The organism is Acidobacteriaceae bacterium, from assembly GCA_028283655.1.
Taxonomy (GTDB): Bacteria; Acidobacteriota; Terriglobia; order Terriglobales; family Acidobacteriaceae; genus Granulicella.
In genome coordinates this window covers 3,488,407-3,507,360 of record JAPWKE010000003.1, presented here as the reverse complement: position 1 = coordinate 3,507,360, position 18,954 = coordinate 3,488,407, and the positions used below count along the sequence as shown (strand labels likewise).

At 59.8% G+C, this 18,954-nt stretch carries 17 protein-coding genes, 1 tRNA gene, 1 pseudogene and 1 riboswitch; of the genes and pseudogenes, 8 read left to right on the top strand and 11 right to left on the bottom strand.

Going from position 1 to position 18,954, the window contains the following annotated elements; genetic code table 11:
* Positions 1–154: 154 nt before the first annotated feature.
* Positions 155–1,831: a phosphoglycerate dehydrogenase gene (gene serA, locus PW792_17365; protein MDE1163696.1), complete on the top strand. Its 1,677-nt coding sequence runs from the start codon at positions 155–157 to the stop codon at positions 1,829–1,831.
* A 321-nt stretch (positions 1,832–2,152) separates the two neighbouring features.
* Here serA and PW792_17360 read toward each other — a convergent pair whose 3' ends face one another.
* Together PW792_17360 and PW792_17355 are read right to left on the bottom strand one after the other, a co-directional pair.
* Positions 2,153–4,126: an NHL repeat-containing protein gene (locus PW792_17360; protein ID MDE1163695.1), complete on the bottom strand. Its 1,974-nt coding sequence runs from the start codon at positions 4,124–4,126 to the stop codon at positions 2,153–2,155.
* 276 nt (positions 4,127–4,402) lie between these two features.
* Positions 4,403–4,924 (bottom strand): lipocalin family protein, encoded by a 522-nt coding sequence (locus PW792_17355; GenBank protein ID MDE1163694.1) that lies wholly within the window; start codon positions 4,922–4,924, stop codon positions 4,403–4,405.
* A 468-nt stretch (positions 4,925–5,392) separates the two neighbouring features.
* Between PW792_17355 and PW792_17350 the strand changes: the two genes are divergently transcribed.
* The 3 genes from PW792_17350 to PW792_17340 all read left to right on the top strand — a co-directional run bounded on the left by PW792_17350 (position 5,393) and on the right by PW792_17340 (position 8,487).
* Entirely contained in the window at positions 5,393–7,279 is a 1,887-nt protein-coding gene (locus PW792_17350) for a hypothetical protein (GenBank protein MDE1163693.1), read from the top strand.
* Between the two features lie 170 nt (positions 7,280–7,449).
* Positions 7,450–8,010: a dihydrofolate reductase family protein gene (locus PW792_17345; GenBank protein ID MDE1163692.1), complete on the top strand. Its 561-nt coding sequence runs from the start codon at positions 7,450–7,452 to the stop codon at positions 8,008–8,010.
* 84 nt (positions 8,011–8,094) lie between these two features.
* Positions 8,095–8,487 (top strand): nuclear transport factor 2 family protein, encoded by a 393-nt coding sequence (locus PW792_17340; protein ID MDE1163691.1) that lies wholly within the window; start codon positions 8,095–8,097, stop codon positions 8,485–8,487.
* Positions 8,488–8,490: 3 nt separating this feature from the next.
* On the opposite strand, the pseudogene PW792_17335 reads toward PW792_17340, so the two are convergent.
* A pseudogene (locus PW792_17335) lies at positions 8,491–8,730 on the bottom strand (AraC family transcriptional regulator).
* A gap of 284 nt (positions 8,731–9,014) precedes the next feature.
* Between PW792_17335 and PW792_17330 the strand changes: the two are divergent.
* The 4 genes from PW792_17330 to PW792_17315 all read left to right on the top strand — a co-directional run bounded on the left by PW792_17330 (position 9,015) and on the right by PW792_17315 (position 13,135).
* Complete coding sequence (locus PW792_17330; GenBank protein ID MDE1163690.1) at positions 9,015–9,296, top strand: hypothetical protein; 282 nt, start codon at positions 9,015–9,017, stop codon at positions 9,294–9,296.
* Between the two features lie 108 nt (positions 9,297–9,404).
* Positions 9,405–9,545: riboswitch (cobalamin riboswitch) on the top strand.
* Positions 9,546–9,688: 143 nt separating this feature from the next.
* On the top strand, positions 9,689–11,950 hold the full coding sequence (gene metE / locus PW792_17325; GenBank protein ID MDE1163689.1) for a 5-methyltetrahydropteroyltriglutamate--homocysteine S-methyltransferase: 2,262 nt from the start codon (positions 9,689–9,691) through the stop codon (positions 11,948–11,950).
* A gap of 344 nt (positions 11,951–12,294) precedes the next feature.
* Positions 12,295–12,738: a MarR family transcriptional regulator gene (locus PW792_17320; GenBank protein ID MDE1163688.1), complete on the top strand. Its 444-nt coding sequence runs from the start codon at positions 12,295–12,297 to the stop codon at positions 12,736–12,738.
* A gap of 67 nt (positions 12,739–12,805) precedes the next feature.
* The gene (locus tag PW792_17315; GenBank protein MDE1163687.1) at positions 12,806–13,135 is read left to right on the top strand and encodes a hypothetical protein; all 330 of its coding nucleotides are present in this window, start codon (positions 12,806–12,808) and stop codon (positions 13,133–13,135) included.
* Positions 13,136–13,207: 72 nt separating this feature from the next.
* Here the strand turns inward: PW792_17315 and rplI are convergent, their stop codons facing one another.
* From rplI to PW792_17275, 8 genes are all read right to left on the bottom strand, one after another.
* Entirely contained in the window at positions 13,208–13,741 is a 534-nt protein-coding gene (rplI, locus tag PW792_17310; protein ID MDE1163686.1) for a 50S ribosomal protein L9, read from the bottom strand.
* Positions 13,742–13,785: 44 nt separating this feature from the next.
* Positions 13,786–14,148, bottom strand: coding sequence for a 30S ribosomal protein S18 (gene rpsR, locus PW792_17305; protein ID MDE1163685.1), 363 nt, complete (start codon positions 14,146–14,148; stop codon positions 13,786–13,788).
* 66 nt (positions 14,149–14,214) lie between these two features.
* Positions 14,215–14,682, bottom strand: a complete 468-nt coding sequence (gene rpsF, locus PW792_17300; GenBank protein MDE1163684.1) for a 30S ribosomal protein S6 — start codon at positions 14,680–14,682, stop codon at positions 14,215–14,217.
* 124 nt (positions 14,683–14,806) lie between these two features.
* Entirely contained in the window at positions 14,807–15,415 is a 609-nt protein-coding gene (pth, locus tag PW792_17295) for an aminoacyl-tRNA hydrolase (protein MDE1163683.1), read from the bottom strand.
* A gap of 74 nt (positions 15,416–15,489) precedes the next feature.
* Complete coding sequence (locus tag PW792_17290; GenBank protein MDE1163682.1) at positions 15,490–16,146, bottom strand: 50S ribosomal protein L25; 657 nt, start codon at positions 16,144–16,146, stop codon at positions 15,490–15,492.
* A gap of 156 nt (positions 16,147–16,302) precedes the next feature.
* Positions 16,303–17,412 (bottom strand): ribose-phosphate pyrophosphokinase, encoded by a 1,110-nt coding sequence (locus PW792_17285; GenBank protein ID MDE1163681.1) that lies wholly within the window; start codon positions 17,410–17,412, stop codon positions 16,303–16,305.
* 280 nt (positions 17,413–17,692) lie between these two features.
* A tRNA-Gln gene (locus tag PW792_17280) sits at positions 17,693–17,766 on the bottom strand.
* 35 nt (positions 17,767–17,801) lie between these two features.
* Positions 17,802–18,872: a 4-(cytidine 5'-diphospho)-2-C-methyl-D-erythritol kinase gene (locus PW792_17275; GenBank protein ID MDE1163680.1), complete on the bottom strand. Its 1,071-nt coding sequence runs from the start codon at positions 18,870–18,872 to the stop codon at positions 17,802–17,804.
* Positions 18,873–18,954: the final 82 nt, after the last annotated feature.

Sequence of the window (18,954 nt, the reverse complement as noted above, 5' to 3'; positions counted from 1 at the left end):
GCAAGCACGACAAAAAACGTATGGCCGCTTTTGCGGTCATACGTTTTTCTTTTACGCGCTGATCTTCGGACTGTTGAGCCTTCTCCGCAACCTGCCTGTCATCTCCAAACCGATACACTGGGAGCGGCGCATTTGCGCCCAAATTGGAGCAACAGTGAAAATCGTTCTCGCAGAAAAAGTTTCGCCCGCAACTCTCGCCATCTTCAAAGAAGAAGCTGGCTGGAATGTTGTCACCGCCGATCAAATCGCGCCTGGTGGCCTTCCGGCTGAGCTTTTAGACGCAGACGCTCTCATCGTTCGCTCTGCCGTACAAGCCGACGTTGAGCTGCTGTCGCACGCACCCAAGCTGCGCATCATTGGCCGCGCCGGTGTTGGTGTCGACAACATCGACGCTGCAGAAGCCACCCGCCGCGGCATCGTCGTCATGAACACACCCGGCGCCAATGCGGTAGCCGTTGCAGAACTCACGCTCGGCCTCATGATCTCCATGACGCGCCACATCCCGCGCGCCAACGCCACCATGCACGAAGGTAAGTGGGACAAGAAGTCGCTGCAGGGAACTGAGCTCCGCGGCAAAACGCTCGGCATCGTGGGCTGCGGCCGCATCGGCCTCGAAGTCGCTCGCCGCGCCAAGGCCTTCGGCATGAACCTGATCGGTTACGATCCCTTCATCGCTCCCGCCATCGCTCGAGAGAACTCCATCACCCTCGTTCCCATCGACGAGATCTTCTCCTCCTCAGACTTCCTCTCCCTGCACGTCGGTCTCACCCCGCAGACCGAAGGCCTCATCAACAAGCACTCCATCGCCATCATGAAGCCGGGCATCCGTATCGTGAACTGCGCGCGCGGCGAGCTGATCGTCGATGAAGCGCTCGCTGAAGCGTTGAAGGAAGGCAAGGTCGCCGGTGCAGCTCTTGACGTCTTCCGCAAGGAGCCGCTCAAGGACTCCCCGTACTTCGGCCTCTCCAACGTCATGCTCAGCCCGCACATCGGCGGCTCGACCGACGAAGCGCAGGAAGCCATCGGCATCCAGCTCGCCAACCAGGTGCGAGACTACCTCAAGCTCGGCGTCGTGCAGAACGCCGTCAACGTCCCCTCGCTGAACGAAGACGAGTACGCAGAGCTCTCGCCCTACATGGAGATGGCGTACCGTCTCGGCCAGATGCTCGGCCATGATGCCGGCGTGAACAGCGACTCCTCGCTCGGCTCCGTGGAAAGCATCTCGCTCACCTACAACGGCCGCCTCGCCACGCAGAAGACTGAGATGCTGAAGAACGCAGCGGTCGCCGGCGTTCTGCGCGGTGCCGACAGCGTCAACCGCATCAACGCAGCTTCGGTTGCAGTCGAACGCGGCATCCGCATCTTCGAAGACAAGCGCGAGCATGTCTCCGGCGGCACCGGCGCAACGCTTCGCCTCTCGCTCCACTGGGCGCGCAAGGACAGCAACGGCGCATCCAGCGAAGGCGACTGGAGCGGCCTCGGCACCGTGCTTCACGGCTCCTCGCCGCGCCTGCTCAGCTACGACGGCATCGACGTCGAAGCGGAACTCGCCGGCACTCTCGTCATCATCCGCAACAACGACGTCCCGGGCGTCATCGGCCGCGTCGGCACCATCGTCGGCGAAGCGGGTCTGAACATCGCCAACTTCGCTCTGGGTCGCTCCGGCGCCAAGGCCGCTCGCTCGGCCCGCGTGCCCGAAGGCAAGGCACTCGCCGTTGTGCAGGTAGACACCACCGACACAACGCAGGAAACCCTCAGCAAGGCCGTCGAAACGCTGCGCGCCGTCGACGCCATCGAAAGCGTCCGCGTCGTGGAACTCGGCAAGCTGTAAGTCACAAACAACGAAGCAGAACGGCCTCGCTTGAACCATCGAGCGAGGCCATTCTGTCTGTAGACGATTCAAAAACCCTGATGATCCCCACGCATACAATCCCCAGCAGACTCACATTGCTTCACGTTCGTATCCGAGGAGACATCGCATATCGTCGATCAGGGAATCGCTGTTCGTATCAAGTGATGCAGGAAGAACTACAGCTCCGCTCAACGTAGTCGGTGAAGAAACACTGGTAAAGCAGGGCGAAGACATCCACAACGCAAACGAAGAGGAGCGGCGATGATTCGCCGCTCCTCTTCTCTTTGTCCACGCGTTCGTCTACGGGCGCGTTCCCAGCTTGCTGCTGCCATCGCTGGTCAGCGTTGTAGACAGGCCCGCCACCACGGGCGTGATCACAGGCGCAGCCAGACCTAGCATCTGCGTCAGCGTGTTGCTGTCGTAGTTCGACACCCAGACATTCCCCGAGCCGTCGATCGCCATCGTCCACGGGCTAAGGACGCCGCTGCCCTTGTAACCAGTCGAGCCGGAGATGGCCACTCCTGCATTGGTGAACTTGCTGATATTTCCGTTGCTCACGTAGTTCGCTACAAGGACGTTCCCATCGCCGTCAACGCCGACAACCGATGGATCGTTCAAGCCGCCACCAGTAAATCCTGCGCTACTCGAGATAGCGACACCCTTGTTCGAAAACTTGCTCAACGAGTTGTTCCCCGTGTTGCCGAGCCAAACGTTTCCGGACGAATCAATGGCAAGCGTGTCAGGACCGCTGATGCCGCCGCCGGTATAGCCACTGGTGCTCGAAACCGCTACACCTGCGTTGGTGAACTTACTCAACGAAGAGCCATCGTAATTCGGGGTCCACACTGCGCCCGCGCCATCGATTCCGAGTCCCAGGGAACCCTTCATCCCGCCGCCGGTGTAACCCGCGCTGGTTGAAATGGCAACACCAGCGTTCGAGAACTCCGCCAGTCCACCGCCTGCTTTTAGGTAGTTGGCAGCCCACACATTCCCGGAAGCGTCCACGGCCATATTGTTCGGGTTGTTCAGACCACCGCCCGTATAGCCCGCAGTGTCGCTGATCGCTACACCAGCGTTCGAAAACTTGAAGAAGTTGCTTGTAGGTGCTGCTGTCGCGGCGATGTTCACACCCCAGACATTGCCCGACTGATCAATCCCGACAGACCAGGGCGTACCAATTCCACCGCCCGTAAGTCCGGTTGAGCCAGAGAGCACCACGCCGAGCGGAGAGAACTTCGACAGGCTCTTGCCACCCTGATTGCCGAGCCACACGTTGCCAGCGGCATCCATCGCCATACTGCCCGCCTCATTGAGCCCGCCGCCCAGGTAAGTCACTCCGAGCACAAAGTCATTTGGCTGACTAGAAAGCGCGCTGGCAAACGGGGCCGACGAAGAGGTCAGGGAATAGAGCGTCGAAATATTAGCTCCTGGGTAATGCGCGATGTTAATCGCCGCCGTCGCCGTTTCTGTCGGCTTGGTTCCACTGGTAACACCCGTACTGGTCGCCGCACCCAGCAACGTGGTGCAGTTCGTAGACGCTGAGGTTGCCGTGTTGATGCACGCCGCGAGAATGTTCGCCAGGGTGTACATCGCCGCCGACGGCACCGTACCAACGGAACCTGTCGCTGCGGTGCTCGTGCGTGCCGTTCCCGCGCTGACATTAAGCACATTCAAAGCATTCGCCATCGCGTTCGCCACGCCGGTCTGCGCCAGCGCCGTTCCCGAGGAAGAGATATGCGTGCTGTCGATGGCAAACCCTGCAAGGGCGTACGCCGTCGCGATCGTCGAGACTTCGTTGATCGTCACGTAGGGAACCTGGTCGGCCAGCGACCCCGAAGCCGGGCAGTTGCCCAACGGAGCCATCATGCCGATGCCGTTATTCGTGTCCGTTCCGCCGTCGGAACTGCCGCTGGTCGCGTACAGATAAACCTGTGTGCCTGCCGTGCAGGTGTAATCGCCCGTGATATTGAACTGTCCGCCACCGGCCGAAGGGCCGCTGGTGACGTAGTAGATCGTCTGGCCGGAGAACGTCGTCGTGTCAGCCGTCGTGACGCCGGGAACGTTGGTCAGCAGCGAGGTCGACTGGCCGCCATAACCGCCTGTTCCCACAGCGAATACGTAAACATGCGAGCCCTGCACAGCCTGCTGGCCGCCATGGATCACACCGCGGATCGCGCCGCCATCAGTTTGAGTAGTCGCTTCGGGAACGGAGTAATCCGCCACGCAACCAGTTAGAGCAAGAAAAGAGACGGCTAGCAGTGCCGTAGAACGCATGAGGTGGCCCCTTGAAATAAGAGACCCGGAAGAAAGAAGTTAAGTAATACAGCACTCGATGCCTGTTTGTATCTGGTTCGATTTTGCTGAGCTTTCTTCCGATAGTGCCACAAATACAGCAGGTAATGAATAACCCCAACGTCTGCTTGACCGATATACGAAGCTACCCGCTTCTGCAACTTAGGTTGAACACGCAGCGGCGATCAAGAGCGTGTTTGACGCAGGCTAATTCTGGCGAGCGAATGCATCTACATAGCCTTTCCTCCAGGGCCGGAACTACGGCACCTGCTTGGTCATCCTCACCGCAGACTTTTCATATCCCGCCTCGCGAATCACCCCATCCACAACCTTCCACTCTGCATCCGATAGGGTCTTCGTGCGGGAAAGCACCCAGAGATACTTCCGGCTCGGCTCACCCACTACAGCCCAGCGATACTCACTGTCCAGACCAACGATCCAGTAGTCACCATAGAACGGCCAGAAGAACGTCACCTTCAGCTTCGCCTTCGTGGCCGCATCCACAACCTTCGCCTTGCCCTTCGACTGCGTAGCCTTGCCGTCCGCCTTGATACACGTATTGACTACGCGCACCGTCTCGCCATCGAGCGTGTACTCCGCCATCACATCGCGATCGCACTTCTTCTCAAAGCGGTTTGGCAACCGCGCCAGCTCATACCACTTGCCAAGGTAGCGACTTAGATCGACATGATCCACCGTCTTCAACGGCGGCTTCTCCGCAGCGCCAGCACGTGAGACAAACGGAAAAAGAAACGTAGCAAGAACCAGAAAGCGGACCATGGTGAATTGGAGTCGGTAAGGCGGCCACGGCGTTGCAAGCGACGATGAATTCGCCCGACCAACGGTGGGAGAGCGACTCTTGTCGCTACTCGAGGAAATTTCATTGACTCGCGAGTCAGCGTTCTTTATTTTGGATGCCAAGAAGAAATACAGGTTTTTTGCGTGCGCGAAATCTTGGCCATTCAGAACGCCCCCGGTTCTCCATACCGCCGAAGGTAGTTTTCTGCCTGAACCTCTTCCTAGTTGAAACCTATCTAAAAAACGATTCCATTCGCGCCGCCTTTTTGGACGCGCCGTTTGATATCAATGTCGTCGCAAAATGCAACGGTCTCATCCACTTACAACTGCGTTCTGTTAGTTAGAGAAGTATAAGCTTCCCGGCACATTCCATCTGTTCAGCAGAGACATGTGCGACAAACGGAATTCGCATTTCCTCCAGGAAGGACTTTCCCCTTGAATGACTCCCCTATGCGTGGAATTTCAAAAGGCATCCGCTTAGCTGCGGCTGCGTTCGTGGCGTTTTCTCTTTCAACCCTTGTCGGTTGCGGTGTAGACAACGGCCTCACCTCCAAGCTTCCCCCTTCATCCTCCGCCGTCGGTGCGATTGCAGGAAAGCTCATGGGCGGCCAGCAGCCCGTCGCAGGCTCCCACGTCTACCTCTTCGCAGTAGGAACCTCCGGCTACGGCACCGCCTCCACCTCGCTGCTCCAGACCGGCACCTCCGACGACATCGGAAGCTACGTGCTCTCGGACGCAAACGGTAACTTCTCGCTGACCGGGCAGTACACCTGCACCGCAGGCACACAGGTCTACGCCTACGCCCTTGGCGGCGACTCAGGCGCCGGAGACAACTCCATGATCGGCATGATGGCCGTTCTCGGCAACTGCCCCTCCTCCGGTTCACTCGCCAGCCAGGTTCCCTTGGTCGTCATCAACGAAGTCTCTACCGTGGCCGCCGCCTACGCCCTCGCTGGCTACGCCACCGACGCCACGCACATGGCAAGCTCAGGAAGCACCGCCGCCGTGTTGGGAGTCGCCAACGCTGCCGCGAACGCAGCGCAGTTGGACTCCATCACCAGCATCTCCGGGGCACTGGCCACCACCCCTGTCGGCAACGGCACCGTTCCGCAGGCACTCGTCAACACGCTGGCCGACATCCTCGCCGCCTGCATCAACTCCAGTGGTGCATCGTCAGCCGCCTGCACCACGATTCAGAGCAGCGCCCTCAACGGCTCCACCCAGCCCACCGACACCGCAACAGCGGCCATTAACATCGCTCATCTGCCCGGCGCGAACGTAAAAGCGCTGTATGACCTGACGGTCCCGAACAGTCCCTTCCAGCCCTCGCTCACCGCGCAGCCATCGGACTTCTCCATCACGCTGACCTACCCCAGCGAATACCTTCTCAACGGTCGCTCCATCGCCGTGGACCTTGAAGGCAACATCTGGGTGGCGGGTTCGTATCAACAGGCTCTGGTCAAGAACAGCCCTCTCGGCGCACCTCTCAGCTACTTAGGCGGAGCAGCCTTCAACGCCTTTGCTTTTATGCCGGGGGGCGATCTCACCGTAAGCGATACGAGGTTCGACAACGTCTCCGTCTACGACCCTTCTACAAGTACATACATCAGCCAGGTCTCCTATGCCGCCGAGAATCCCGTCTTCCAGTCCTACATGGCGGTGGATCGGTTTGGTTTCTTCGCGACAACCGCCCAGACCACCACTCCGACGGATGGAACGCAGTGGTCGCTGCTCTACAACTACTCGGGCAACACGGTCTGGGCAACGTCGCCTGTCCCTTCTCCGCTCGCCGTCGCCGTGGATGGAAGCGACTACTTCTGGGTCACCAGCTACGACAGCAACAATACCGCACCGGCACTACTGGCGAAGTTCAAGCACGCGAGCACCGGCGCTGGCATCACCTACACCACCTGCCAGGGCACAAATTACGTGCAGGGCTACGGCGTAGCCATCGACAGCGGCCAGAACGCCTGGGTCTCCGACCATTACACCAACAGCCTCGTCGAGTTCAGCAATAACTGCAGCTACGTTCAGAACCTGCCCACCATCTCCGCACCCCTCGGGCTGGCGATCGACGGCAACAACACGATGTTCACCGTAAACGCGAACGGCAGGCTTGGGGCCACCACCACCTCAGGCACCGCCATCTCCCCGGCAGACGGCTATAACCTCGGCGTCACCGGCACGCTCATCGGCCCAGCCATCGATGGCAGCGGAAACGCCTGGTTGCTGAACTACAACACCGGCAAGCTGGAAGAGGTGCTCGGCATCGCGGCCCCCGTCGTAACGCCACTCTCGGTAGCAGCACAAAACATCAAGATCGGCCAACGCCCCTAAGCATGCCGACCAAACGTAACTACAGCTAACGCAGCAGCAAGGACGGTAGGGCAGGGCTTCAGCCCTGCCATCCTTGCCGTTCAAAATATAGGGCGTTCAGGCCCTGCGGTACCCCTCTCCAAAAACAAGAACGCATCGGCTATAGTGAACTCGTTCCCAGGAGCCCGCCTATGCGCAAGCTAAGAATCGGCGTACACATCTCGCTCGACGGCATCATCGAAACCAACGACGGCTACCTCTACGGCGACTGGACAGCCCCCTTCCGCAGCCCTGCAGGCCTCGCGAGGATCACGGCCATTCACAGCCAACCCTTCGATCTCATACTCGGCCGCCACACCTACGACCTCTGGTCGCAGCACTGGCCAAAGATCAGCGGAACCCCCATCGCCGACGGCATCAACAACGCCACCAAATACATCGCCACCCACCACCCTGAGTCGCTCGCCTGGGGCCCGCACGAAGCCCTCGGAACCGACCTCATCGCCGACATCCAGCGCCTCAAATCCACCGAGGGCCCGGACCTCATGCTCTGGGGCAGCTCCACCCTGACCACACCCGTGCTAGAGCACAAACTCGCCGACGAACTCATGCTCGTCGTTTACCCCGTACTGCTCGGCACCGGCAAACGCCTCTTCGCCGAAGGCTCCGCCCCCATGAGCACCTTCAAACTCGCCGACACCCAGACAACCCCCACCGGCGTCCTGCTCAACACTTACACACTCGCCGACTAGCAAAGCCGCAAAGGCTCTACTCTAGTGCTTGCGATAACGTGCTCCACGCGTCGCACACATCAGACCGACAGGAATGAGACAGGCTTGAACGAAGAGTCGAATGAAGCAGAGATCCTCCGCGCCCGGGACAACTCCAACCGCGCGATTGCGCGACGCAACCTGCTCGGCGTCAAAGACTCCCTCGGCGAGGACTACGTCGGAATCATCGGCGATGGCACCTTCGTCCCCTCACGCGCCGAGTATCTGAGGCTCTTCAAAGAGGGCTTCGACCACCCAAAGCAAAGCATGACCTACGTGCGTACCCCCGAAGCCATCAACGTCGCAGACGATCAAACTCTGGCCGCCGAACGTGGCCACTGGGTCGCAACGCTCTCCAATGGCTCGGTCGCGTACACCGGCACCTATGCAGCGATGTGGCGACAAACCCCCTCCGGCTGGAAGATCCGATCAGAGACCTTCGTCACCCTTCAGGGCTAACGCCTACAGATGGCCCTCGGCCTTCAAACCTCGTTTGCCATATTCGCCGGGGCTCGCCCCGACAACTCGCTTGAACGCTTTACTAAACGCAGCATCGGACTCGTAACCGACCGACCGAGCTACGTCTACCAGCTTCTTGTCCCGCTTCTGAGATCCGATCAGTACCAACAAATCGTTAACGCTGGTGGTCTTCAACTTCCGAGAAGCGCGTTTCTCAGGACTAACGCCAAGAGCCGCGAAGGTGGCTTTTAGAGTTCCACCAGAAAGAAGCCTGCAAAATCAGCTATGTTCTCTGAATGGGCTTACTTGATGCGGCGCGAGGCTTCTTTCGCAAAAAAGACACGAACGATGACATGCCATTTTCGATTGTCATGTTGTTGCGTAGCCCTTTGCGATGTCGGAAGAGATTCTGAAGGCAGCGGCAAGCAAGGCGTTTGGCGTGCCGTACGACGGCTCGAACGAGATGTATTTCGTGGGGTGGCATCCACGGTTGAAGACAGTGAAGGCGGGGCCCGCACCTAATCAGCGTGCTGGAGGCAGAGGAACCCTACCTCGGCGATCCTGCCGAAGTGGCTCAGGGCTTCAAGAACAAACGGCTTGAAGAGGCTTGGATTGAGCACCGTACTTGGGTAGCCTTCGATCTGATGAATAGGGGCGTTCCGAAGAAACAGGCATATGCAGTGCTGGCGAAGCTCGCAGTCGACCTGATGGATGCTCGGTGTGCAGGTATCTATCTTCCCAAAGAAAACCAGTTCACGATTCAAAGCGACGGTTCGGCGGAAATGCATCTGCGCAAGCTGAAGGGTTAGGTTGCGAGAACGCCGTTTCGGAAACGCTGATTAGTCCTCATTAGTCGGCTTACCGCCATCCACACCAGTCGTCATCACCACACCTCAGCACCACCCCACCAAAATCCGGTAAGCTGTTCCTGAGCAGGTCAGCTTGTTTTTGCAAGCTGTTAAACGGGGAAGCTGGTGCGAATCCAGCGCTGTCCCGCAACGGTGATGAAGCCTCCCCGCTTCAAAGTCCGAGTACCGGCCCGCCGCCACCACCACGGAAGCGCCTCTGTCGCTGACCGTGGGTGCGTTTGAGCCTGCCGATCTCGTGGACCAGAGAGGTAGACAATGCCACATCCGTGCGTCCGAGCACGCGATGCAGCCTGCGCATGGGTGGTTTTCCAGCAACAAAGGAGAACCGAATCATGGCCAGTACCACCCCTCTCAAAACATCCACTCTGGGCTTTCCCCGCATGGGCAAAGGCCGCGAACTCAAGTTCGCCCTGGAGTCTTTCTGGAAAGGCAACAGCTCCGAAGCCGAGTTACTTGCCACCGCCGCAAAGCTTCGCCGCCACCATTGGCTGCTGCAGCAGCAAGCCGGCATCAGCATCATTCCGTCCAACGACTTTTCGCTCTACGACCAGGTGCTCGACACCCTCGTGCTCATCGGCGCCACGCCCGAACGCTTCGGCAACCACGCCGACACGCTCACCCAGTACTTCGCCATGGCCCGCAACAGCAACGAGCAAACCGCCATGGAGATGACCAAGTGGTTCGACACCAACTACCACTACCTCGTCCCCGAGTGGAGCACCGGACTCACCTTTCAACCCAACACCACCAAACTCCTCAGCGAGCTTCGCGAAGCCCGCGAACTCGGCATCGAAACCCGCCCCGTCCTCCTCGGCCCCGTCACCCTTCTGCTGCTCGGCAAACCTGCCCCCGGCTGCGACATCACGCTGCTCCTGCCAAAGCTCATCACCGTCTACAAGCAGGTTCTCTCTGCGCTGCAGGCAGAAGGCGTCACCGACGTTCAGATCGACGAGCCCATGCTCGTCACCGACCTCGGACCCTGGGAGAAGCAGGCCTTCCGCAGCGCGTACAAACAGCTCGCAGAAATCCCTGTAAAGCTCTCGCTGAACACCTACTTCGGCGGCCTCGGCGATAACCTCTCCCTCGCGCTCGACCTCCACACCGCCTCGCTGCACATTGACGCCGTCCGCAGCCCTGAGCAACTGCACGAAGTCCTCAACGCTCTCGCCGCCGAACAGACACTCGAACTCGGCGTCGTCAACGGCCGCAACATCTGGCTCACCAACTTCGCCATCGCCCAGCCGCTCCTCCAGCAAGCCATCGCCGCGCTCGGCGCAGACCGCGTCGTCGTCTCCACCTCCTGCTCGCTGCTGCACACACCGCACGATCTCGCCTCCGAGAAGAAGCTCGACCCGCGCATCAAAAGTTGGCTTCGCTTCGCCTCAGAAAAACTCTCTGAACTCACAGCGCTTGCGGCAAACGACAGCACCGCAGCAGCAGCCAACGCACTCGCCGTGGCCGATCGCGCCACCGCAGAGAGCAGCCACAACAGCACCGTGCGCCTGCGTCTCGCTCAACTCACCGAGTCAGACTTTGCCCGCACCAGCCCATACACCAAACGTGCAGAAACGCAGCGTGCGAAGCTCCAGCTACCACCACTCCCCACCACCACCATCGGCTCCTTCCCCCAGACAGCAGAGGTCCGCAAGCACCGCGCCGCCTTCAAGAACGGCCACCTCAACCTCGAGCAGTACGACGACTTCCTCCGCCGCTCCACCGAGGCGTGCATCCGCGAACAGGAGCGCATCGGCCTCGACGTCCTCGTCCACGGCGAGTTCGAACGCAACGACATGGTCGAGTACTTCGCCGAGTTCCTCGAAGGCTTCGCCTTCACCGAGAACGGCTGGGTGCAAAGCTACGGCTCGCGCTGCGTAAAGCCACCCGTCATCTACGGCGACGTCTCGCGCCCGCAGCCCATGACGGTCAAGTGGTCCAGCTACGCCCAGTCGCTCACAAAGAACCCCATGAAGGGCATGCTCACCGGCCCCATCACCGTTCTGCAATGGTCCTTCGTACGCGACGATATCGCCCGCAAAGATACCGCATGGCAGATCGCGCTCGCGCTCCGCGACGAAGTCGAAGACCTTGAAGCCGCCGGCCTCCCCATCATCCAGGTCGACGAACCCGCCCTCCGCGAAGGCCTCCCGCTTCGCCACTCCGACTGGGCTCCCTACCTCGAATGGGCGGTCAAGGCCTTCAAGCTCGCCACCAGCAGCATCGACGACGCCACGCAGATCCATACCCACATGTGCTACTGCGAGTTCGAAGACATCCTCCCCTCCATCGCAGAGCTCGACGCCGACGTCATCAGCATGGAGTCCGCGCGCTCGCGCATGGAACTGCTCGAAGCCTTTCGCGCCCACGGTTATCCCAACGAGATCGGCCCCGGCGTCTTCGACATCCACACCCCTCGCGTCCCGTCGTCCGAAGAGATGCGCGAACTCCTCGGCCTCGCCCTGGACGTCCTGAAGAGCGAGCAGATCTGGGTCAACCCCGACTGCGGCCTCAAGACAAGGGCGTGGCCCGAGACCATCGCCGCGCTCGAACACATGTGCCAGGCCGCAGCAGCCGCTCGTGCGGGACTCTCTGCATAACCTGAAGCCGCCCGTAAACGATAAGCGCCACCCACCCAAGGGTGGCGCTTATCGTTTACACAACTCGTTGCACGGCTCTGCGCCTCTCCTCTGCCTTCGAAGCCTTTCCTTCGCGTACGTCGCGCCTACCCTTCGCGTTAAAGTCTTCCTCCCCGGGCCGCAAACAAAGAGCCCACCGCGAAAAGTACGTCGAGGCTTATCCCGCACTCAGCTTGTAGAAGCGTTTCCCGTTACGAAACGGCCTTACAGCTTCGCAGCAAAGTATTCCTGGCGCCGCGCCCATCGTTTAATTAGCAGGCAAACTTGACAGGTTACCTGTCAATCACTCACAGTGGTTTGTGAGTATGAAGAAACCATCTCCCAAGACCGGTCTCGCCGGGACTCTCGCCGTAGAAATCCGTGCCGTGCATCGAAGTCTCAGACTCCGGGTCCGCGAGCATGGAGGTGGCAAAGATCTGACGCCGCCTCAAGTCGCAGTGCTTGTTCGCCTCGAGCAACACGGCGGGGCAACCGTTGCCAGTCTGGCACGAGCAGAAGGCATGAAGCCTCAGTCGATGCGCGAGGTCGTTGCCCCCTTGCAGGAAGCGGGCTTGATCAGTAGCGCACCCGACCCCAACGATGGCCGCCAGCGACTGATGTCCCTCACACCGAAGTGCGTGAAGTGGATCCAGGAAAGAAGAGCCGCGAGTCACGATTGGCTGACCTCGACGATCTCGCAGAAGCTTTCTATCGACGAGCAAAAGAAGCTACTCGACGCACTCGGACTTCTCCGCCGATTGGTCGAGTAAGCCCAGACCCCCAGATTCCCGGATCCACCGTTTCCTCCATCCCCGATTTCGAAAGGAGTTCCACATCATGCATCCACTTTGGCTGGTTTCTTACTTCTTCGGTGGCGTGTTCGCAGAGAACGCTGTCCCGCATTTTGTCTCTGGCGTCATGGGCCGCCCCTTTCAAAGCCCCTTCGCCAAGCCTCCCGGCAAGGGCCTTTCCTCGTCTACAGTCAACGTCATTTGGGGCTTCGTCAACATCGTCGTGGTCTACTTCCTCACGGTTCGGGTGGGATCGTTCGATCTTCATGCGACGCCCGATGTTGTGGCGTTCGGACTTGGCCTTCTGCTCAAGGGCATTGGCTCGGCAAAGCAGTTCGGCAAGTTCTACGGAGGCAACACGCCGACCGCTGCATGAGAACTCCAACCTCAGGAAAAAAAGCGCCACCCGCAAGGATGGCGCTTTCTTATGTGTACCGCTGGCGAAAAACTACTCGCGCTGGAAGTCCACTTCGCCCTCATAGAGCGACTTGAACGCGGTCTCGTCTTCCACTTCTTCCACAGGACCAACCTGCTCAGGAGCATCGGACTTGATCGTGACCTGCAGGTGTGCGGTCACTTCGCGGTGCAGCTTCACGGGAACGTGGTACTCGCCCACGGTCTTCAACGGCTCGTCGAGGTGAATCTTACGACGGTCGATGGTGAAGCCCTGCTCTTCGAGAGCCTTCGCGATATCGGCCGAGGTGACCGAACCGAAGAGCTGGCCGGTCGAACCGGTCTTGCGCTCGAACAGAACAACCGCTTCGTTCAGCTTGTTGCCGAGCTCTTCCGAACCCGACTTCTCCGACACCGACTTGCGCAGCGCCGAGGCCTTCATCTGCTCGATGACAGCCTTATTGTTCGCGGTCGCAGCGATCGCGAGTTTGGTGGGCAGCAGGTAGTTGCGGGCGTAGCCGTCGGCTACCTTCACCACGTCGCCGCGGTGACCCAGCTTTTGTACGTCTTCCTTCAGAATGACTTCCATTGTGATTCTCCAGATCTCGTCTTGGCCGCTTCAGCGGCGCAGTCTTAGTACTTCGCCGCGTAAGGCAGCAGAGCGATAGCGCGGGCCTGCTTGATGGCGCGCGTCAGCTTGCGCTGGAACGGAGCAGAGGTGCCGGTGAGGCGGCGAGGAATGATCTTGCCGCGGTCCGAAACGAACTGCTGAAGCAGGCGCACATCGCGGTAGGAGATCGTGTCGATCTTCTCAACCGTGAACTTGCAAACCTTCTTGCGGCGGAAGAACTTGCGGCCGCCAGGGCCGCCAGGGCCTGCAGGACGGGGAGGACGTGAGCCAGTGCGCGGTCCGCTCGAGGGAGCAGACGACGGGGCAGCAGCAGCCGCCGGAGCGGCAGGAGTCGAAGCTTGCGGAGTCGTGATTTCGTCAGCCATGTTCATTTCCTTCTTGGCGCTTCAAAGCGCCACAGGTGTTTGGGATCGGTCGGGGAAAGCGTTCGCTTACGCGGTGACGGTTTCCGTCTCAGCAGCGGCAGGAGCAGCCACTTCAGCAGGAGCGGCTTCTACAGGAGCGGCAGCAACTGCAGGCGCAGCAGGAGCATCGGGAACTTCCGTCGGAAGCGCCGAACGCTTCACGCGCGAAGCGCGGTGCTTCTGGATCTTCGCGACGCGCTTGTTCTCTTCGTCCATGCGCACCGTGATGAACTTGATGATCTGCTCCGAGACGCGCAGACGGCGCTCGAGCTCCGAGATCGACGCGGCAGGTGCTTCGACGATCAGCAGGATGTAGATGCCGTCGTTGAACTTGTCTACCGTGTACGCCAGGCGGCGACGGCCCATCTTCTCTGCCTGCTTGACTTCGCCACCACCAGTGGTGACGTGGCCCGAGAACGTTTCGACGATCTTGTCCACTTCGGTCTCATCGAGATCCGGGCGGACAATGAACATGATTTCGTAGCTGCGGTTCATTGTTGTTCCTTCTGCGGGTTCTACCCGCACTCCCTCGGTGCCTTGAGGTGAGTTTGGCTATTTGTGGAGCGAAGTATTGAACCAGAAAACATCAGACATCAGAGTCGCCAATACAGCGCTTTCTCTACTGTTGAATGTCTTGCGGTCTAACGTCTTCTCTCCGGTTGAACTCATTCATGGCTGCAGCAGCACCTGCCCGCATCCACGCCTCGACGGCCTTTACGACATCGTCAAGAACCTTATCCATCACGTCGAGCGCCGCGTTCTTCATCGGGGCCAGCAGGTAGTTTGATCCACCGGCCTTGATGGGCTGTCCATCGGGAGTCGTCTTGCCTACTCCGATGCGCACACGCATCCACTCTTCCGTGCCAAGCACGCTGGTGATTGACTTCACACCGTTGTGCCCGTTTGCCGAACCGCGCTGCGCCAATCGCAGCGTGCCCAGCGGAAACGCTAACTCGTCGTAGAGCACGATCATCTCGCTCACTTCGAGGTTCAACTCCTTCAAGAGCGCCGCAGCAGACATGCCGCTGAGGTTCATGAAGGTTTCCGGCTTCGCCAGAAGAACTTCCTGTCCTGCCAGTATGGCTTTGGCCGTTGTGGCCTTGCCGCGCCGGTTCAAAATCTGTACACCGCAAACTTCTGCGATGCGGTCCACTGCCAGAAAGCCCGCGTTGTGCGGCGTCAGAAGGTACTCCATTCCGGGATTTCCGAGTCCGACGATCAGCTTCATAAGCAGCGCACAAGGTGCCAGGTGGAGGGTTCAGGACGTTTTCTACACCCTGAACCCTACCCCCTAAACCCTCGTTACTTGGCTTCTTCCTTCTTGCCCTTCTTGGCAACTTCCGGCTCAGCCGAGCCAGCCGCAGCGTCTGCTTCCGCATCAGCCTTGGGAGCCGTGATGTGAGCAACAACCTGGTTCTCATCGTTGGCAAGGAACTTGTAGTTGTCCGAGTGGGGCAGGTCCGAGATGTGGATCGAACCGTTCAGCTCCAGGCTCGTGATGTCCACGTCGATGTGCGCAGGAATCTGACCCGGCAGGGCTTCGATCTCTACTTCGTGCAGAATCTGGCTCAGCATGCCGCCCTGGTTCTTCACGCCGGTTGCGGTGCCCACGAGGTGGACCGGAACCGAAAGCTTCATCTTCGCGTCCAGCGCAATGCGCTTGAGATCGATGTGCAGCAGCGTGCCTTTGATGGGCTCGTTCTGCCAGTCAACGATCATCGCCTTGCCCGTCTCGCCGCCTTCGATCTGGAGATCGAAGATCGAGTTGTGGCCGGCATCCGAGTGCAGGATGCGGGTGATGAGCTTCGGATCAACCGTAACGGCGATCGAAGGCTTACCTGCACCGTAAACAACAGCCGGGATGAGACCCGAAACGCGCACGCGGCGTGCGTGGTTCTTGTTGAAGGTACCGGTGCGGGGCGTTGCTACGACGGACGTGGGTGCAGTCTGGTTCGACATTGTTTTTCCTTTCGGGCGCAAGTACGAAGCATGCAGGGGACTCAGCGTCCCAAAGCTTCGTACCGACTCCGTTTGCGGCTCTCGCCGCTGTTATGGGCCTCGGAGGTTCGAGCAGGAGTTCTACACCCTGCACCCTACCCCCCTGAACCCTGTTCTTTAGTTGAAGAGCGACGAAACCGACGTCTCCATGTGAATGCTCTCGATAGCGCGGCCGAGTAGACCGGCAATCGAAAGCACCTTGATCTTGGGTACTGCGCGCGCGGCTTCCGTCAACGGAATGGTGTTGGACACCACCAGCTCTTTCAGACTCGAACCCTTGATGCGGTCCACAGCCGGTCCGGAAAGAACCGCATGCGATGCGCAGGCGTAAACTTCGGTCGCGCCCTGGTCCTTCAGCGCTTCCGCTGTCTTTACCAGCGTGCCTGCCGTGTCGACGATATCGTCGAGGATCAGGCACGTCCTGCCCTTCACATCACCAATCACGTTCATCACTTCGGTGACGTTGATGTCCGTACGACGCTTGTCGACGATCGCCAGCGGAGCTCCGAGCTTCTGCGCGAAGAATCGCGCACGCTCTACGCCACCGGCGTCTGGGCTGACCACGGTCAGGTTCGGCAGGTTCAGGTCACGGAAGTATCCGACCAGAACCGGCGAAGCGAACAGATGATCAACCGGAATATTGAAGTAGCCCTGAATCTGCGCTGCGTGAAGGTCCACGAACAAAGCGCGATTAGCTCCTGCTGTAACCAGCAGGTCAGCGACTAGCTTGGACGTAATCGCCACACGGGGGCGGTCCTTGCGGTCCTGACGGGCGTAGCCGTAGTACGGCACAACAACGGTAATGCGACCGGCCGAAGCGCGCCGAAGCGCGTCGATCATGATCAGCAACTCAACGAGGTGCTTATCGACCGGGTAGCTGGTGGGCTGGACGAGAAACACGTCCACGCCGCGCACGTTTTCAAGGAGCTGGAAGTGCGTTTCGCCGTCCGAGAACTGCTGCAAACGTACTTGCCCGAGCGGAACGCCAAGAAACTCGCAAACTTCTTCGGCCAGCGGAATATTCGCAGCACCGGAGAAGATCTTGAAGCGCTTGTCTTCGCTCAACCGCGACGGCTTTTTGGCCGGTGCGGTCTTGCTGCTCGAAGTTGCGGCGGCTGACTGATCAGCCGCCGCCGTCTTCGTGGCGACGCTCTCGGCCTGGGCCGGGACAGCGTCGCCTTGTGTGGAACTTGGGGAAGAAACCGCAGTTGAGTCTTGCTTACTCATGGTTGAACATTCTCCAGGCTGGTTGACCTGCTTGATTGGTTCAGTGCTGCTTGTCTGTCACATGTCCGGGGCGCTGTTTATCGCCCTCTTCCAAATGTTTCAGGACCCGGTTTCTTCAAGATCGCGTGGCGGAAAATTTGCTCCGCACCATAAAACGCAACCCGAACTTCTTTACGGATGATCCTGCACCGGACCGCGTTGCCGCCGGTGCGAAACTGCAAAAGCTCCAAGTTTCCTTCGATCACAGGGCGCCGGGGAGGGGGCGCAGCGAACGACCTTGTGGTTGGGCGACCAGGATTCGAACCTGGACTGAGTGCGTCAAAGGCACTTGACCTACCGTTAGTCGATCGCCCAGTATTTTCGGCCAAACTGTTGCGCGTACCGAAAACCTACTCTGCGAACATCGTATGCCAATAGCCGGTGCGGGGCAGGGTCGTTGTGACAATCGCCCGCGTGCCAGCTTGCTGCACACGTTGTTGAGCCTTGAGCGCGTCCTGCTCGCTGGCATACAAGCCAAACAAAGCCGAACCGGATCCCGAGAGACCAGCGAATATCGCTGCTTCCGGGCCGTTGCCCGCCAATTCATGCTTGATAGAACGCAGGGTGGGATGCTCAGAGAACGCTACTTCTTCAAAGTCGTTCTCGATCCCGGTGCGGACAAGCGTGAGAAGGGGGTTCTCCGCCAGATCGCCAGCGCTGCCAGCGATACCGGTAAAGCCAGACTCCGCTGTGCCGGGATACGTAAACGCACCGGCCAGAGCGTGGCTCAACTTTTTAAGTTTATCCACAGGCGGCTGAAAAGTCAATGGGGAGGCCCCGGCCCCCGGCAAACCTGCACTCTGATCCCCTGGCCCCGGTCCCTGGGCCCTCGCGTACTTCGCGTCCAGCGCCGCAAACGCCTTCGCCGTCGACACCCCCACCGAAGGAATCGCCAGCACACAAGGCGTCGTCGGCAGGTCCGGCAGCGGATACACCTCTTCGCCACGATTCAACCCCAGCATCGTCCCGCCCAGCAGGAACATCGGCACATCGGAGCCGACCTCCGCCGCCAGCGTCAGCCGGTCGTCCCAGCTTAACGCCACGCCAAGCTCGCGCTCCAACCCCAGCAGCGCCGCAGCAGCGTTCGCAGAGCCCGCTCCGAGCCCACCCTGCACCGGCATCCGCTTATTCAGCTCGATATGAACCTCAGCCCCCACGCCAAGCTTCTCCAACGCCAGCGCCACCAGCCTGTACGCCGTATTCTTCGCCGCATCACCCGTCTCGGTGCGCGGCACGCCGGGATGGTTCGCCCCCAGCGTTATCGTCGTCTTCGCCGCCCGCTGCGCGCTCATCGTGATCACGTCATGCGCCGCCAGCGTCTGGTAGCAGGTCATCAGCGCATGAAAGCCCGTCCCCGGCTGCGGAGGCCCGACCCGCAGGCCGAGATTGATCTTCGAAAACGAACGAACACGCGTAGGCATACGTTCGCTAGTCTAACGGCCAGCCTCGCCCCCACAAAGAGAGAACGCCAAGGCGCCGCGACCGCCAACCTTCGCCAGAAAT